General features: G+C 69.8%; 13 protein-coding genes. 5 read left to right on the top strand and 8 right to left on the bottom strand.

The features are described from left to right. Positions 1 to 159: 159 nt before the first annotated feature. The 6 genes from ABZ215_RS21190 to ABZ215_RS21165 all read right to left on the bottom strand — a co-directional run bounded on the left by ABZ215_RS21190 (position 160) and on the right by ABZ215_RS21165 (position 6,883). On the bottom strand, positions 160 to 1,434 hold the full coding sequence (locus ABZ215_RS21190; RefSeq protein ID WP_354950955.1) for a thymidine phosphorylase: 1,275 nt from the start codon (positions 1,432 to 1,434) through the stop codon (positions 160 to 162). Further along, on the bottom strand, positions 1,431 to 1,820 hold the full coding sequence (locus tag ABZ215_RS21185; RefSeq protein ID WP_020421796.1) for a cytidine deaminase: 390 nt from the start codon (positions 1,818 to 1,820) through the stop codon (positions 1,431 to 1,433). Before ABZ215_RS21185 ends, ABZ215_RS21190 begins: the two co-directional genes overlap by 4 nt. Then, positions 1,820 to 3,088: an ABC transporter permease gene (locus ABZ215_RS21180; protein ID WP_020421795.1), complete on the bottom strand. Its 1,269-nt coding sequence runs from the start codon at positions 3,086 to 3,088 to the stop codon at positions 1,820 to 1,822. The genes ABZ215_RS21185 and ABZ215_RS21180 overlap by 1 nt, the downstream gene beginning before the upstream one ends. Next, a complete protein-coding gene (locus ABZ215_RS21175; RefSeq protein ID WP_237339216.1) occupies positions 3,085 to 4,176 on the bottom strand; it encodes an ABC transporter permease in 1,092 nt (363 codons plus the stop codon). The genes ABZ215_RS21180 and ABZ215_RS21175 overlap by 4 nt, the downstream gene beginning before the upstream one ends. After that, positions 4,173 to 5,705, bottom strand: coding sequence for an ABC transporter ATP-binding protein (locus ABZ215_RS21170; protein ID WP_017986772.1), 1,533 nt, complete (start codon positions 5,703 to 5,705; stop codon positions 4,173 to 4,175). The genes ABZ215_RS21175 and ABZ215_RS21170 overlap by 4 nt, the downstream gene beginning before the upstream one ends. A 74-nt stretch (positions 5,706 to 5,779) precedes the next feature. Next, a complete protein-coding gene (locus tag ABZ215_RS21165; protein ID WP_354950963.1) occupies positions 5,780 to 6,883 on the bottom strand; it encodes a BMP family ABC transporter substrate-binding protein in 1,104 nt (367 codons plus the stop codon). 503 nt (positions 6,884 to 7,386) lie between these two features. Here ABZ215_RS21165 and sdhC point away from each other — a divergent pair. The 4 genes from sdhC to ABZ215_RS21145 are packed head-to-tail and all read left to right on the top strand — an operon-like array spanning position 7,387 to position 10,854. Continuing rightward, on the top strand, positions 7,387 to 7,836 hold the full coding sequence (gene sdhC, locus ABZ215_RS21160; RefSeq protein WP_017986770.1) for a succinate dehydrogenase, cytochrome b556 subunit: 450 nt from the start codon (positions 7,387 to 7,389) through the stop codon (positions 7,834 to 7,836). 7 nt (positions 7,837 to 7,843) lie between these two features. Continuing rightward, positions 7,844 to 8,263 (top strand): succinate dehydrogenase hydrophobic membrane anchor subunit, encoded by a 420-nt coding sequence (locus tag ABZ215_RS21155; protein ID WP_020421792.1) that lies wholly within the window; start codon positions 7,844 to 7,846, stop codon positions 8,261 to 8,263. Between the two features lie 28 nt (positions 8,264 to 8,291). After that, positions 8,292 to 10,079 (top strand): succinate dehydrogenase flavoprotein subunit, encoded by a 1,788-nt coding sequence (gene sdhA, locus ABZ215_RS21150; RefSeq protein ID WP_020421791.1) that lies wholly within the window; start codon positions 8,292 to 8,294, stop codon positions 10,077 to 10,079. 1 nt (position 10,080) lies between these two features. Further along, positions 10,081 to 10,854 carry a succinate dehydrogenase iron-sulfur subunit gene (locus tag ABZ215_RS21145; protein WP_020421790.1) on the top strand — a complete coding sequence of 258 codons (774 nt, stop codon included), beginning with the start codon at positions 10,081 to 10,083 and terminating at the stop codon, positions 10,852 to 10,854. 67 nt (positions 10,855 to 10,921) lie between these two features. Here ABZ215_RS21145 and ABZ215_RS21140 read toward each other — a convergent pair whose 3' ends face one another. Together ABZ215_RS21140 and ABZ215_RS21135 are read right to left on the bottom strand one after the other, a co-directional pair. Beyond that, positions 10,922 to 12,787 (bottom strand): VWA domain-containing protein, encoded by a 1,866-nt coding sequence (locus tag ABZ215_RS21140; RefSeq protein ID WP_354950952.1) that lies wholly within the window; start codon positions 12,785 to 12,787, stop codon positions 10,922 to 10,924. 337 nt (positions 12,788 to 13,124) lie between these two features. After that, positions 13,125 to 13,364, bottom strand: a complete 240-nt coding sequence (locus tag ABZ215_RS21135) for an SCO4848 family membrane protein (RefSeq protein ID WP_027936416.1) — start codon at positions 13,362 to 13,364, stop codon at positions 13,125 to 13,127. A gap of 124 nt (positions 13,365 to 13,488) precedes the next feature. Here ABZ215_RS21135 and ABZ215_RS21130 point away from each other — a divergent pair, with 124 nt between their 5' ends. Next, positions 13,489 to 14,649: a D-alanyl-D-alanine carboxypeptidase family protein gene (locus ABZ215_RS21130; protein ID WP_354950961.1), complete on the top strand. Its 1,161-nt coding sequence runs from the start codon at positions 13,489 to 13,491 to the stop codon at positions 14,647 to 14,649. Positions 14,650 to 14,658: the final 9 nt, after the last annotated feature.

Below are 14,658 nucleotides of genomic sequence, written 5' to 3'. Positions count from 1 at the left end.
GTTTGTGCATATCACCTTGAGCCAGGGCCGCAAGGCTGGCATGTCCGGCCGCCGGTTGGCGGCCTGGGTTGCGGCCCTGGCTCAAGGTGATCGTTGCGTGTCAGGCGACGGGATGACCACCCAGCTCGGGATTTGTTCAAAGCCCTGGCTTCGCGCCGCTCAGTCGATGCGGTGCAGGATCAGGTTGCCCGGTTCCGGGGGTGTGTCAGTGATCTGGACCGCCTCGCTCAACGCCTCCAGTGCGGCCGGCACCGCATCGGGAGTGTCGGTGTGCAGCTCCAGCAACGGCTCCCCCGCCACCACCCGGTCACCGGGCTTGGCCAGGCACACCACACCAGCCGCGTGCTGCACCGGGTCCTCCTTGCGCGCCCGGCCGGCACCCAGCCGCCAGGCAGCCACCCCGACGGCGTACGCGTCCAAAGCGGACAGATAACCCGACGACGGCGCAGCGAACACCGTGACGTGCCCCGGTTGCGGCAACGGCGCGGCAGGATCACCACCCTGAGCCGTGATCATCCGGCACCACGTCTCGTACGCCTCGCCCGACGCCAGCACCCGAGCCGGGTCCACCGAGATGTCCGCGAGCGCCAGCATCTCCCGCGCCAGGGCCACCGTCAGCTCGACCACGTCCGCCGGCCCGCCGCCCTGCAGCACCTCCACGGCCTCGGCGACCTCCACCGCGTTCCCCACGGCGGACCCGAGCGGCGTGTTCATGTCCGTCAGCAAAGCGGTCGTCGCCACACCGTGCGCCGAGCCGATCTCGACCAGCGTCCTGGCCAGCTCCAGCGCCTGCTCACGCGACTTCATGAACGCCCCGGACCCCGTCTTCACGTCCAGGACCAGGCCTGCCGAGCCCTCCGCGATCTTCTTGCTCATGATCGAGCTGGCGATCAACGGCACCGACTCGACCGTGCCCGTCACGTCCCGCAGCGCGTACAGCTTCCGGTCCGCCGGGGCCAACCCGGAGGTCGCCGCGCAGATCACCGCGCCGACCGAGTTCAGTTGCGCCGTGATCTCGTCGACCGACAGCGCGGCCCGCCAGCCGGGGATCGACTCCAGCTTGTCCAGCGTCCCGCCGGTGTGCCCCAGCCCCCGCCCGGAGAGCTGGGGCACCGCCGCGCCACACGTGGCGACCAGCGGGGCCAGCGGCAAGGTGATCTTGTCGCCGACCCCGCCGGTCGAGTGCTTGTCCACCGTCGGCCGGTCCACGCGCAGCGACAGCCGGGTTCCCGAGTCGATCATCGCACCGGTCCAGGTCGCCGTCTCCTGCGCGTCCATCCCGCGCAGGAACACCGCCATCGCCAGCGCGGCCATCTGCTCCTCGGCCACCTCGCCACGCGTGTAGGCGTCCACGACCCAGCGGATCTGCTCGTCGCTCAGCGCGCCGCCGTCCCGCTTGGCCCGGATGACGTCGACCGCCGCAAACGCTTTCACGGCAGGTCCGCCGGTCCGAACGCGTCCGGCAGCACCGAGGTCATCGGCAGGACCCCGGACGGGGTGTCCACCAGGCACGAACCGCCGCCCAGCTCGAACAGGATCTGCCTGCACCGGCCGCACGGCATCAGCAGATCACCGCTGCCGGACCGGCACGCCACCGCCACCAGGCGACCACCGCCGCTCAACCGCAACTGCCCGGCCATGGTGCACTCCGCGCACAACCCAAGCCCGTAGGAAGCGTTTTCCACGTTGCAGCCGACGACCACCCGGCCGTCGTCCACGAGCCCGGCCACGCCGACGTGCAGGCCCGAGTAGGGCGCGTACGCGCTCTTCGCCGCCTCGACGGCTTGAGCGCGCAACGCCTCCCAGTCGATCTCGCTCACTAGTCCCCCTCGCCACGCCGGTACCGGGCACCGCCGGCCTTCGGCGGCCGCAGCCGTTGCGAAGCCACCGCCAGCACGATCAACGTCACCACGTGCGCGGTGTACGGGGTCAGCTCGCTCGGCAGCGTGTCGTTCGACCAGTAGATCCAGTACAGGACACCGGCGCCGACCACGCCGAGCGCGGCCGCGATCCACTGGCGGCGGATCAGCTGCACCACGACGATCACGAACAGCAGCAGCACCACGCCGTACAGCAGCGCGAGCACCGCCCGGCCACCGCCGGAGAGCTGCAGACCGTCCGCGTACCCGAACAGGGCCGCGCCGCCGAGCAGGCCACCCGGCCGCCAGTTGCCGAAGATCATCGCGGCCAGACCGATGTACCCGCGGCCGTTCGTCTGGTTCTCCAGGTAACCGCCACCGCCCTGCAGCAGCACCAGCGACGCGCCGCCCATACCGGCCAGGCCACCGGAGACCAGCACGCCCAGGTACTTGTGCGCGTACACGTTGATGCCCAGCGACTCGGCCGCCACCGGGTTCTCCCCGCACGACCGCAGCCGCAGCCCGAGCCGCGTCCGCCACAGCACCAGGTAGCTCACCGGCACCAGCAGGATCGCGATCATCGTCAGCGGCGCCACCCCGGTGACGAGCCCGTTGAGCAGGCCCGCCGCGTCCGAGATGAACACCCGCTGCTGGTCCTCCAGGTCGGTGAGCCAGTTCGACAGGAACGTCGCCGAGTAGGTGTCGAACGTCGGCACCGTCGGCGACTGCCGCGGGTTGCCGGACAACGGCTCGAAGATCAGCGTCGCCAGGTACTTGGCGACGCCGAGCCCGAGCAGGTTGATCGCCACACCGGAGACGATGTGGTTGACGTTGAACGTCACCGTCGCGATCGCGTGCAGCAGGCCGCCGAGCGCGCCGAACACGATCGCCGCGCCGAGGCCGGCCCACGGGCCGCCGTAGTAGGCGCCCCACGCCGCACCCCAGGTGCCGAGGATCATCATGCCCTCGAGCCCGATGTTGACCACGCCGCCGCGCTCGGACCACAGACCGCCGAGCGCGCACAGCAGGATCGGCAGCGCGAGCCGCAGCGCGGTCTGCGCGGTGTTGGTCGAGGTCAGCGTGTTGACCCCGGTCAGGTACGACGCGGTGGACAGCACCGCGACGATCCCGATCGCCCAGATGATCCCCCGCGCCCAGCCGGGGATCCGGCGCTTGCGCGGTGCGGGCGGCACGGTCAGCGGCGCCGCGGTTTCCGTCGCGAGACTCACACCGCACCCCCTTCACTCACCGAAGCGGGACGCCCGCCCGACAGCGCGCGGCCGACGCGGCGCTGCGCGGCGGCCAGGTCGGCCCGCTTCACGATCTCGTACGCCACGACGACCGACAGCACGATCGCGCCCTGCATGATCGTCGCGATCTCCTTCGGCACGTCGACCTGTTCCAGCGACACCGCCGACTTGTCCAGGAACGCCCACAGCAGCGCGCCGAGCGCGATGCCGCCGGGGTGGTTGCGGCCCAGCAGCGCGACCGCGATGCCGGTGAAGCCGTAGCCCTGGGTGGAGGTGATGGCGTAGGTGAAGTCGCGGCCGACCAGCTCGGGGACGGCGACCAGGCCGGCCACCGCGCCGGACAGCAGCATCGCGATCAACGTCATCTTCTTCGCGTTGACGCCACCCGCGGCCGCCGCCGTGGTCGACTCGCCGCTGGCCCGCAACTCAAAGCCGAACCGGGTGCGGTTGAGCATGAACCAGTAGGCGAACCCGATGACCGCGGCGATGATCACGAACCCGAACAGCTCGCCGCCGCCGATCGGGATGTTCGGCACCCGGCCGGACGGGGCGATCTCCTCGGTCTTGAGGTTGTTCCCGGTCAGCACGCCGAACTGGTCGGGGTTGATCAGGAACGCCACGATGCCGCCGACGATCGCGTTGAGCATGATCGTCGAGATGACCTCGCTGACGCCGCGGGTGACCTTGAGGATCGCCGGCACCGCCGCGTAGATCGCGCCGGCCAGCGCCGCGACCAGGATGATGAAGACGACGTGGATCACCGGCGGCAGCACGAACGCCCCGCCGACGATCGCGGCGACGACGGCCGCGAAGCGGTACTGGCCCTCGACACCGATGTTGAAGAGGTTCATCTGGAAGCCGATGGCCACCGCGAGCCCGGACAGGTAGTAGACCGTCGCCAGGTTCACCGTGTCCACGGCGGTGGTGCCCTTGAACAGCTGACCGATCATGGTGCCGTAGGCCTGCAGCGGATCGGCTCCGGAGATCAGCAGTGCGATCGAGCAGATCAGCACCGAGAAGACGATCGCCAGCAGGGGCGGCAGCACCTTGGTGCGCCAGGAGGTCACGCGGCTTCCTCCGCTCCGGTCATGGCAGAGCCCAGTTCCTGAGGTGTGACGGTGGCCGGGTCGGCCTCGCTCACCAGACGTCCGCGCAGCATGACGCGGATGGTGTCGGACAGGCCGATCAGCTCGTCGAGGTCGGCCGAGATCAGCAGCACCGCGAGGCCGTCGTGCCGGGCCTGGCGGATCTGCTCCCAGATCAGCGCCTGCGCGCCGACGTCGACGCCGCGGGTCGGGTGCGAGGCGATCAGCAGCACGGGATTGCCGGACAGCTCGCGGCCGACGACCAGCTTCTGCTGGTTGCCGCCGGACAGGGCCGCAGCGGGCACCTCGATGCCGGGCGTGCGGACGTCGTACTCGGCGACGATCCGCTCGGTGTCCTTGCGGGCGCCGGGGATATCGAGCAGCTGGCCCTTGGAGACCGGCCGCCGGGTCTGGTAGCCGAGGATCCGGTTGGCCCACAACGGTTGCGTCAGCAGCAGGCCGTGCCGGGTGCGGTCCTCGGGCACGTAGCCGATGCCGGCCTCCCGCCGGGCGAGCGTGCCGAGCCCGGTCAGGTCGCGTGCCGTGCCGTCGGCGTCGACCAGCTCGATCGACCCGCCGCTGGCCTTGCGCATGCCCATGATCGTCTCGACCAGTTCGGTCTGGCCGTTGCCCTCGACACCGGCGATGCCGAGCACCTCGCCCGCGTGCACGGTGAAGGTGATGTCGTCGAGCACCGCGCGCTCGGAGCCTTCGACGGTCAGCCGCAAGCCGGACACGCGCAGCACGTCCCGGTCGGTGACCGTCGACTCGCGGGTCTCCGGGCTGGGCAGCTCGGACCCGACCATCATCTCCGCCAGCTCGCGCGACGAGATCTTCTTCGGGTCGGCGGTGCCGACGGTGGTGCCGCGCCGGATGACGGTGACCGTGTCGGCGATCGCGCGGACCTCGTCGAGCTTGTGCGAAATGAAGATGAAGGTGAAGCCCTGCGCCTGCATGCCGCGCACCGTCTCGAACAGCGCGTCGACCTCCTGCGGCACGAGCACCGCGGTCGGCTCGTCGAGGATGACGATGCGCGCGCCGCGGTAGAGCACCTTCATGATCTCCACGCGCTGCCGGTCGGCGACGCCCAGCGTCTCGACCAGCGCGTCCAGCGGCGCGGACAGCCCGACCTGCTTCTCCAGCTCGGCCAGCTTCGCGCGCGCCGCGCGGCCGATGCCGTGCAGGTTCTCCGCGCCGAGCAGGACGTTCTCCCGCACGGTCAGGTTGTCGGCGAGCATGAAGTGCTGGTGCACCATGCCGATGCCGGCACGGATCGCGTCCTGCGGGTTGCGCAGCCGGATCTGCTCGCCGTTGATCGCGATGGTGCCCTCGTCCGGCGGCTGCATGCCGTAGAGGATCTTCATCAGGGTGGACTTGCCGGCCCCGTTCTCGCCGCAGATGGCGTGGACCTCGCCCGACGCCACCGTCAGGTTGACGTCGGAGTTGGCGACCACGCCGGGAAAGCGCTTCGTGATGCCGCGCAGCTCGACGGCCGGTGGAGAGTTGGTCATGAGACCCCCGGAAACGGCGCACGGGGCCCGGGAAGGGATCACCCTCCCGAGCCCCGGACGCGGCTGGAAAAGATCTACTTCTGCGGCGTGGTCGGGACGCTGATGCTGCCCGAGATGATCGCCTGCTTGTAACCCTCGAGCTGCGGCTTGATGTCGTCGACCTTGCCACCGGAGGTGGAGTAGCCGACGCCGTCCACCGACAGGTCGAACCGCTTGGGCAGCGAGCTCAGCGTGTTGCTCGCCAGCGCCCGGATGTAGTCGTACACGGCCACGTCGACCCGCTTGAGCATGGAGGTCATGATGACGTCCTTGTACTCGGCGACGGTCGACTGGTTGTACTGGTCGGAGTCGACACCGATGGCGAGGCCCTTGGCCGCGCTCGCGGCCTGGAAGACGCCCTTGCCGGAGGCGCCGGCGGCCTGGTAGACCACGTCGGCGCCGGCGGAGAACTCGGCGGCGGCCTTGATGTTGCCCTTCGCCGGGTCCTGGAAACCGGTGTTGTCACCGGCCGGGGTCAGGTAGTCGCTGGTGATCTGCACCTTGTTCGACGCGGCCTTCGCGCCCGCGATGAAGCCGGCCTCGAACTTCTGGATCAGCGGGGTGTTCACGCCGCCGACGAAGCCCACGTGGCAGTTCTTGCTCTTGTAGACCGCCGCGACGCCCACCAGGAAGGAGCCCTGCTCCTCGGAGAACACCAGCGGGGTGACGTTCGGCGCGGTCACCGAGTCGTCGTCCACGATGGCGAACTGGGTGTTCGGGAACTTCGGCGCGACGGCCTGCACGGCGCTCGCGTAGGCGAAGCCGATCGCCAGGATCGGGCTGTAGCCGTCCGCGGCCAGCTGGGTCAGGCGCTGCTCCTTGGCGGCCTCGTCCTCGGTCGGCGACGCGGTGCTCTCCCGGACGTCGGTGACGCCCATGTCGGCCTTGGCCTTGTCCACGCCCGCGGCGGCGGCGTCGTTGAACGACGCGTCACCACGGCCCCCGATGTCGAACGCGAGCGCGACCCGCAGCTTGCTGGCGTCGACCCGCTCGCCCGCGGCGCTCGAACTCGTCGACGCCGCGGTGGCCGCCGGCGCCTGTGCCGTCACGCAGGAACCGGCCGCGGCGTTGTCGTTGTTGCTGCTCCCGCTGGTGCCGGAGTCCTTCGCACACCCCGCCAGCGCGAGCGCCGCCGCCATGGCGGTGGCAGCCAGTGTGGTGGCACGCGTCTTACGCACCCTGTCTCTCCCTCCCCGCTGGTGTTCCAGCGGACCCGAGAACGACCCGGCTCATTGCCGGGCTCGACGGGCGAACGGTACCCGCCTGTGAGCAAATGGCCATGCCAGAGCCACAGCACGTAACCTAAATGTTTGCTTGTTCTCCGGCACGGCGACAGTTCAATCACATTGAGTCACGCCCACCCGACCGAGTGAGCGAGATTCACCTCACTTCGCGAAGTTTGGGCGACGTGCTAACGGGGATGAGACCTGCGACACGCAGAGGGTGTCTGGTCGATCACACACACCAACCACAGGTTGAGTGCGGTATGGCGAGCAGGTCTAGCATCCCCTTTATCCAAGCTCGATGGCCTTGAACACCCCGCCGGGGCGCCTGCGAAGTCCCAGGTGGACGCTCCCGCGGCCCGGTGGATTCGCAGGTCAGCCGGGCACAGTCCAACCACGACGTTGGAGGCCGTACACCGATGTCCACCACGGCGAGCACCGCCGCCGACCAGACGGCGGCGGAGGCGAGCGATCGGGCGGGTGCCTCACGCCGGAGCGGGACCTTCTACCGGGGCGACCCGGGCATGTGGTCCTGGGTCCTGCACCGGATCACGGGCGTGCTCACCTTCTTCTTCCTGTTCGTCCACGTCCTCGACACCGCGCTGGTCCGGGTTTCCCCCGACACGTACAACGAGGTCATCGAGACCTACAAGACCCCGCTGGTCAACCTCATGGAGGTCGGCCTGGTCGGCGCCGTGCTGTTCCACGCGCTGAACGGCATCCGGGTCATGCTGGTCGACTTCTGGTCGAAGGGCACCAAGTACCAGAAGCACATGCTGTGGACGGTCGCCGTCATCTGGGTGCTCGTCATGATCCCCGGTGCCATCGCGATGATGTGGCGCACGGTGTCGGAAATGTTCGGAGGCTGAGCGAGAGATGGCAACCGAGACCCTCGCACTCGACAAGCCGCGCTCGCCGCGGCGCCCCGCCGCCCGCCGCAGCAACTTCGAGCTCTACAGCTGGCTGTTCATGCGGATCTCCGGCCTCGCACTGGTCGTACTGGTGCTCGGCCACCTGTTCATCATGAACATCCTCGACGGCGGCGTGCACCGGATCAACTGGGGCTTCGTCGCAGGCCGCTGGTCCTCGCCGTTCTGGCAGTTCTGGGACCTGGCGATGCTGTGGCTGGCCCAGCTGCACGGCGGCAACGGCCTCCGGACGGTCATCGACGACTACGCACGCAAGGACAGCACGCGCTTCTGGCTGAAGATCGTGCTCTACGTGTCGATGGTCATCATCCTGTTCGTGGGCACCCTGGTGATCTTCACCTTCGACCCCGACATGGCCGGCAGCTGACCCACCACCACCCGAGGAAGAAGCGGACATGCAGTTCCACAAGTACGACGTGGTGATCGTGGGCGCCGGTGGCGCCGGGATGCGCGCCGCCATCGAGGCGGGCCAGCGGGCCCGCACCGCGGTCCTCACCAAGCTCTACCCGACCCGCTCCCACACCGGCGCGGCTCAGGGCGGCATGTGCGCCGCGCTGGCCAACGTCGAGGAGGACAACTGGGAGTGGCACACCTTCGACACGGTCAAGGGCGGCGACTACCTGACCGACCAGGACGCGGCGGAGATCATGGCCAAGGAGGCCATCGACGCCGTGCTCGACCTGGAGAAGATGGGCCTGCCGTTCAACCGGACGCCGGAAGGCAAGATCGACCAGCGCCGGTTCGGCGGGCACACCCGTGACCACGGCAAGGCCGCGGTGCGCCGGGCCTGCTACGCGGCCGACCGCACCGGTCACATGATCCTGCAGACGCTGTACCAGAACTGCGTCAAGCACGGGATCGAGTTCTTCAACGAGTTCTACGTGCTCGACATGATCACGACCGAGACCGAGAACGGGCCCGTCGCCACCGGCGCGGTCGCCTACGAGCTCGCGACCGGCGAGATCCACGTCTTCCAGGCGAAGGCCGTCGTGTTCGCCACCGGTGGCTTCGGCAAGGTCTTCAAGACCACGTCGAACGCGCACACCCTCACCGGCGACGGCATGGGCATCTACTACCGCAAGGGCCTGCCGCTGGAGGACATCGAGTTCTACCAGTTCCACCCGACGGGCCTGGCCGGCCTCGGCATCCTGCTCACGGAGGGCGCCCGCGGTGAGGGCGCGATCCTGCGCAACGCCTCGGGTGAGCGGTTCATGGAGCGCTACGCCCCCACCATCAAGGACCTCGCGCCGCGCGACATCGTCGCCCGGTCGATGGTTCTGGAGGTCCTCGAAGGCCGCGGCGCCGGCCCGCACAAGGACTACGTGCTCCTCGACTGCACGCACCTGGGCGCCGAGGTCCTGGAGACGAAGCTGCCGGACATCACCGAGTTCGCCCGCACCTACCTGGGTGTGGACCCGGTGAAGGAGCCGGTGCCGGTGTACCCGACCGCGCACTACGCGATGGGCGGCATTCCGACGAACGTGCACGGCGAGGCCCTGCTCGACAACGACACCGTCCTGCCCGGCGCCTACGCCGCCGGCGAGGTCGCGTGCGTGTCGGTGCACGGCGCGAACCGGCTGGGCACCAACTCGCTGCTGGACATCAACGTGTTCGGCCGCCGCGCCGGCATCGCCGCCGCCGAGTACGCCAACAACCACGACTTCGTCGAGCTGCCGGAGAACCCGGCCAAGATGGTCGAGGGCATGGTCGACCACCTGCGCACCGCGCACGGTGGCGAGCGGGTCGCGGACATCCGCACCGAGCTGCAGCAGACCATGGACACCAACGCGGCCGTGTACCGCACCGAGGACACGCTGAAGACCGCGCTGACCGACGTGCAGCGGCTCAAGGAGCGCTACGGCCGGATCTCGATCCAGGACAAGGGCAAGCGGTACAACACCGACCTGCTCGAGGCGATCGAGCTGGGCTTCCTGCTCGACCTGGCCGAGGCGCTGGTCAACGCGGCGCTGGCGCGCAAGGAGTCCCGCGGCGGGCATGCCCGCGAGGACTACCCGAACCGCGACGACGTCAACTTCATGCGGCACTCGATGTCGTACAAGATGCTGCCGGAAACGCCCGACCCGGACGCCCCGCTGGGCATCAACGGGTTCATGGCCGACATCCGGCTGGACTACAAGCCGGTGACCTTCACCCGGTACGAGCCGATGGAGCGGAAGTACTGACATGACCGCGGTAGCCGAACAGAAGACCGTGAACGGCATTCCCGCGCCCGAGGGCTCGGTCACCATCACGGTGAAGATCCAGCGGTTCAACCCGGAGATCGACGACGCGCCGCACTGGGAGTCCTACGAGGTCCCGGCGCTGCCGACCGACCGGGTGCTGAACCTGCTGTTCAACATCAAGAACTACGTGGACGGCACGCTGTCGTTCCGCCGGTCGTGCGCGCACGGCATCTGCGGTTCGGACGCGATGCAGATCAACGGCATCAACCGGCTGGCCTGCAAGGTGCTCGTCAAGGACCTGCTGGCGAAGGACGGCAAGGAGACCACGGTCACCGTGGCCCCCATCAAGGGCCTGCCGACGCTGAAGGACCTCTACGTCGACATGGAGCCGTTCTTCGAGGCGTACCGGGCGGTGAAGCCGTACCTGATCACCTACGGCAACGAGCCCACGCGCGAGCGGATCCAGTCGGCGGCGGACCGGGAGCGGTTCGACGACACCACCAAGTGCATCCTGTGCGCGGCGTGCACCTCGTCGTGCCCGGTGTACTGGAACGACGGGTCGTACTTCGGCCCGGCGGCGATCGTCAACGCCCACCGGTTCATCTTCGACAGCCGTGACGAGGGCTCCGAGGAGCGGCTGGACATCCTGAACGACGCCGAGGGCGTGTGGCGCTGCCGCACGACCTTCAACTGCACCGACGCGTGCCCGCGTGGCATCCAGGTGACGAAGGCGATCCAGGAGGTCAAGCGCGCGCTGCTGTTCAAGCGCGTCTGAGGTTCCTGCGGAAGAGGCCCCCTCGCCCTTGGTGGCGAGGGGGCCTCTCTCGTTGGTGGTGCGTCGGTCAGGTGCGGCGGCCGCGGACGGCGAGCACGATGATCGCGGCCACGACCACGACGGCCGCGCCGCCGAGCCAGAACGGCCAGACGGGCGTGCCTTCACCGGTCGTCGCGGCGACGGGCGTGGGCTCGGCGGTTTCGGTGGGCTGGTCGCCGAAGACGCCGCCGCTCGGGGTCGTGTAGTCCGGGCCGCGTTCCGGCGTGCCTGAGACCGTGAGATCCAGCGTGACCGGGACCGGGACGTTGTCGCCCTCGTCGAAGGTCGCGCCCAGCTTGACCGCGATGTAGTACCAGCCCGCGACGGCCTGCGTGCGCACCGTCGAGTTGTCGGCCTCGCGGTTGTGGTAGCGCACGGGCGCGGTGGCGATCGCGTCTTGGGCCGGCAGCACGCCGCCGGAGCCGGTGAAGACCGTGGTGTCGGAGTCGATCTCGGCGCGGTACGGGTTGTAGGCGGTGGTGGCGATGTTCGAGATGTTGTCGACGCCGCTGCCGCCCGCCTGTCCGAAGTGGACGCGGTAGGCCAGGCCCTGGCCCCAGCCCAGCTTGACGCGGTAGAAGACGTACTCACCGCGCTGGAGGGTGTCGGTGTAGCGGCCGCTGCCCGTCAGCGGGGCGGCGACGTTGAACGAGCCGCCGCCGACCACGGGCGTGCCGGCGCCGGTGGGTTCGGTGAACGCGGTGGTGGGCAGGACGGCCTTGGAGCCGCCGTCGGTGACGGCGGGCTCGACGCCGACGAGCAGTTCGACGGGCAGCCGCTCGGGCACCTGGGCCGACACGCGGTCCCAGGTCAGGGCGAAGTAGTACCGCCCGCCGCCGCGGCAGTTGTCGGTGCTGCCGCTGCCCTTCTTCGGCTCGGTCGCGCCGTCCCAGGCCTTGGCGATGGTGAGGGCGACGCCGTCGCTGGACATGGTCGCCTGCTCGGCCAGGAAGGCGTGGCAGTCCTCGCCGCCCGCGCCGTAGACGCGCAGCTGGAGCGAGTTGATGTCGTCGAGCCGGTCGACGCCGGGCAGGCGGGGGAAGGAGATCGTGCCGCTGAAGTAGGCGGTGGCGCCCTGCGGGACGTCGACCGCGTAGTAGCGGGTTTCCTTCTGGCCGAGGGTGTCCAGGTGCTGGCCGGAGGCGGCGACCGGCGCGGTGTCCCAGCTCGCGGCGCCGGTGATCGGGGTGCCCGCGGGCTCGTAGGTGCGCAGCGCGGTGGCGGAGACGCGCGGCAGGATGCGCTCCAGGGTCTTGCCGTCGGGCGCGTCGCTGTAGGTGCCGCCGGTGACCTGGGCGATGCAGGTGAGCTGCTCGCGGGACTTGGCGTCGACGTCGAAGCCGACCGCGTGCACGACGACCTTGGCGCCCTGGGCGGTGAGTTCCCTGGCGACCTCGCACGGGTCGGGCGGGGCGCAGGTGTCCTCGCCGTCGGAGACGAGGACGATGGCGCGCGGACCGGTCTGCGGAAGCTCCGCGGCGGCGGTGCGCAGGGCGGTGCCGATCGGGGTGTAGCCGCTGGGCTGGATGCCGTCGACGGCCGCGGTGAGGGCGGGTTTGTCGATGGTCTTCGGGGGGCTGAGGACCTGGACGTCCTGGCAGCCCTGGGCCTTCTCGGCGTCGGACGAGCCGGTGCGGGTGCCGTAGACGGTGAGGCCCACTTCAGCCTGCGCGGGAGCCGACCCGATGAACCGGCGGAGGGCGCTCTTCGCGGCGTCCATCTTGGTGCCGGTGGCGTCCGCCTGTTTCATCGAGCCGGACCCGTCGAGGACGAGCATGGTCGGGGCGTAGGCGGGTTGCTGCGCTTCGGGCTGAGCCTGCGCGTGGGCTGGGGCGAGCCCGACGGCCAGCAGACCAGCGACGGCCGCCGGGAGGAGCCTGGAAAGTCGGAACATGATCCCCCATCCGTGTGATCGATGCCGCTTGGATGCGATCGCAAACGGATGGGTTCCGCCTACTTCCGGAAGACGGTGGGCAACGGCCCGCGCGCGACGGCGCGTTCCAGGGTGAAGCCGAGCGCACGGGCAAGCGTGGCCAGCGTGCCGACGAATTCGGCCGCCGGTCGTTCGACAGCGGGAGCGGGATCAAGCCTGGCGGCGCCTAGCCATGTCGCGACAGCGCCGCGCGGGCCGGCTCTACGGGACGCCCTTCTCCAGGAGAGCTATCCACTCACCGCAAGCGGCTACCCCGCACCTTCGGCGGCGCGATGCTCCAGCACCCACTGCCAGCCGGTCAGGCGTCGACCTTCTCGGGGCGCTTCGTGCGCAGCCCGCGCCATCCGATGATCCCGATGATCGTGCCCAGCGTGAAGCTCACGATCGCCAGGATGAGGTGCACCACGAAGAACCCGGTGGCCGACCCGTCCGGCCCCCACGAGTTCTCGCTGGCCCACAGGTTCTTCACGAACGTGATCCAGATGACCCAGGACCAGATCCCGAAAGCCAGCAGGAACCACGCCACACGTCGAGACATGCTCCGAGTATCCCCCGATCGGATCAGGGCGCCGCGCCGGGGAACCCGTACGCGCGTCCTCTAGCCTGCTTTGGTGCGACGCGGTTTTCTGCTCTCCCTCGTTCTGGTCGTGTTGTCCGGTCTCGTGCCGTTCGCCGGCACCGCGGCGGCCGCTCCCGCCGTCTGCCCCGATGCGGTCGTGCCACCCCCGCCGGTGGACACCTCCGAACAGCCACCGCCCGGCGTCGCCTCGCCCGCTCCCCTTCCCGTGCCCAAGGCGGCCGTCGGCGGGGCTCGCATGGGCGAGTGCGGTGTCGTCTACCCGTCCGGCGCCGCCGTTCCGCCCGACACCACCGCCGCGTCCTGGGTGCTGCAGGACCTCGAAACCGGCGAGGTGCTCGCCGCGAAGAACCCGCACGCCAGGCAGCGCCCGGCGTCGCTGATCAAGACGCTGCTGGCGCTCGTGGTGATCCGCGACCTCAAGCCGGACCAGGTGATCGTCCCGACGGTCGAGGACGCCAGCCAGGAGTGCACCTGCGTCGGCCTCGTCGCGGGCGGGCGCTACACCGTCGACCTGCTGCTGCACGGCCTGCTGATGCACTCCGGCAACGACGTCGCCCACGCCTTCGCGACCGCGCTGGGCGGGGTGCCTGCGACCGTGCGGAAGATGAACGAGCTGGCCGCGGAACTCGGCGCGACGGACACCCGCGCCGCGACGCCGTCCGGCCTCGACGGCCCGGGCATGTCGGCGTCGGCCTACGACATGAGCCTGATCTTCAACTACGCGATGAAGCAGCCCGAGTTCGCCGACTCGATCGCGACCCGCGCGGTCCAGATCCCGGCGCAGCCCGGCAAACCGGCGTTCTCGATCGTCAACGACAACAAGCTGCTCGGCACCTACAACGGGTTCCTCGGCGGCAAAACCGGCTTCACCGACGACGCCCGCCACACCTACGTCGGCGGCGCCGAGCAGAACGGCCGTCGCGTCGCAGTGGTCCTGATGCGGGCCGAGAACCGCCCGACCCCGGTGGTGAACCAGGCCAAGGCGCTGCTGGACTACGGCTTCGCGCTGGCCCGGTCCAACGCCTCGCCCGTCGGGCACCTGGTGTCGCCCGTGGTGTCGGAGGAGACCGCGGGCAGCACCTCGGACGTCGCCGGTGTCTCCGACGCCGGGGCCGCCGCCGGGGAGAAGGATCCGTTCGGAGTGACGGGGTGGATCCTGACGCTGGTGGTGGCGGTGATCATCGTGGCCGGGTTCGTGATCGGGCACCACCGCAAGAAGGGGCAGGGGCCGCAGGCCTACTGACCGCCTTCG

The organism is Amycolatopsis sp. NPDC006131 (genome assembly GCF_040614175.1).
GTDB lineage: Bacteria > Actinomycetota > Actinomycetes > Mycobacteriales > Pseudonocardiaceae > Amycolatopsis_E > Amycolatopsis_E tucumanensis.
This window is presented reverse-complemented; position numbering and strand designations above follow the sequence as displayed.

What these genes read in the sequence shown, in the direction of transcription:
- ABZ215_RS21170 (WP_017986772.1), bottom strand. Translation starts at nt 5,705, where the DNA reads ATGACCAACTCTCCACCGGCCGTCGAGCTGCGCGGCATCACGAAGCGC.
- ABZ215_RS21165 (WP_354950963.1), bottom strand. Translation starts at nt 6,883, where the DNA reads ATGGCGGCGGCGCTCGCGCTGGCGGGGTGTGCGAAGGACTCCGGCACC.
- sdhC (WP_017986770.1), top strand. Translation starts at nt 7,387, where the DNA reads ATGTCCACCACGGCGAGCACCGCCGCCGACCAGACGGCGGCGGAGGCG.
- ABZ215_RS21155 (WP_020421792.1), top strand. Translation starts at nt 7,844, where the DNA reads ATGGCAACCGAGACCCTCGCACTCGACAAGCCGCGCTCGCCGCGGCGC.
- sdhA (WP_020421791.1), top strand. Translation starts at nt 8,292, where the DNA reads ATGCAGTTCCACAAGTACGACGTGGTGATCGTGGGCGCCGGTGGCGCC.
- ABZ215_RS21145 (WP_020421790.1), top strand. Translation starts at nt 10,081, where the DNA reads ATGACCGCGGTAGCCGAACAGAAGACCGTGAACGGCATTCCCGCGCCC.
- ABZ215_RS21140 (WP_354950952.1), bottom strand. Translation starts at nt 12,787, where the DNA reads ATGTTCCGACTTTCCAGGCTCCTCCCGGCGGCCGTCGCTGGTCTGCTG.
- ABZ215_RS21135 (WP_027936416.1), bottom strand. Translation starts at nt 13,364, where the DNA reads ATGTCTCGACGTGTGGCGTGGTTCCTGCTGGCTTTCGGGATCTGGTCC.